This is a genomic window from Streptomyces sp. AC558_RSS880, from assembly GCF_019049255.1.
GTDB lineage: Bacteria > Actinomycetota > Actinomycetes > Streptomycetales > Streptomycetaceae > Streptomyces.
Window position 1 is genome coordinate 1 of sequence record NZ_JAGMUJ010000064.1, and the last position, 1,414, is coordinate 1,414.

The 1,414-nt window shown below is 56.2% G+C and carries 1 rRNA gene; it reads left to right on the forward strand.

The annotated features are described in order from the left end of the window. A 23S ribosomal RNA gene (locus tag KUM38_RS21965) occupies positions 1-1,392 on the forward strand; the annotation flags it as partial. Positions 1,393-1,414: the final 22 nt, after the last annotated feature.

Here is a 1,414-nt window from a genome sequence, read left to right on the forward strand (position 1 = left end):
CTGAGACCTGATGCCGAGCCGATTGTGGTGAAGTGGATGATCCTATGCTGTCGAGAAAAGCCTCTAGCGAGTTTCATGGCGGCCCGTACCCTAAACCGACTCAGGTGGTCAGGTAGAGAATACCGAGGCGTTCGGGTGAACTATGGTTAAGGAACTCGGCAAAATGCCCCCGTAACTTCGGGAGAAGGGGGGCCACATCCGGTGAGAGGACTTGCTCCTTGAGCTGGGGGTGGCCGCAGAGACCAGCGAGAAGCGACTGTTTACTAAAAACACAGGTCCGTGCGAAGCCGTAAGGCGATGTATACGGACTGACGCCTGCCCGGTGCTGGAACGTTAAGGGGACCGGTTAGCTCACTTTCGGGTGGGCGAAGCTGAGAACTTAAGCGCCAGTAAACGGCGGTGGTAACTATAACCATCCTAAGGTAGCGAAATTCCTTGTCGGGTAAGTTCCGACCTGCACGAATGGCGTAACGACTTCTCGACTGTCTCAACCATAGGCCCGGTGAAATTGCACTACGAGTAAAGATGCTCGTTTCGCGCAGCAGGACGGAAAGACCCCGGGACCTTTACTACAGTTTGATATTGGTGTTCGGTTCGGCTTGTGTAGGATAGCTGGGAGACTGTGAAAGCCATACGCCAGTATGGTGGGAGTCGTCGTTGAAATACCAGTCTGGTCGTGCTGGATGTCTAACCTGGGTCCGTGATCCGGATCAGGGACAGTGTCTGATGGGTAGTTTAACTGGGGCGGTTGCCTCCTAAAGAGTAACGGAGGCGCCCAAAGGTTCCCTCAGCCTGGTTGGCAATCAGGTGTTGAGTGTAAGTGCACAAGGGAGCTTGACTGTGAGACCGACGGGTCGAGCAGGGACGAAAGTCGGGACTAGTGATCCGGCGGTGGCTTGTGGAAGCGCCGTCGCTCAACGGATAAAAGGTACCCCGGGGATAACAGGCTGATCTTCCCCAAGAGTCCATATCGACGGGATGGTTTGGCACCTCGATGTCGGCTCGTCGCATCCTGGGGCTGGAGTCGGTCCCAAGGGTTGGGCTGTTCGCCCATTAAAGCGGTACGCGAGCTGGGTTTAGAACGTCGTGAGACAGTTCGGTCCCTATCCGCTGTGCGCGTAGGAGTCTTGAGAAGGGCTGTCCCTAGTACGAGAGGACCGGGACGGACGAACCTCTGGTGTGCCAGTTGTTCTGCCAAGGGCATGGCTGGTTGGCTACGTTCGGGAGGGATAACCGCTGAAAGCATCTAAGCGGGAAGCCTGCTTCGAGATGAGGACTCCCACCTCCATGAGAGGGTAAGGCTCCCAGTAGACGACTGGGTTGATAGGCCGGATATGGAAGCACGGTAACGTGTGGAGTTGACCGGTACTAATAGGCCGAGGGCTTGTCCTCAGTTGCTCGCGTCCACTGTGTT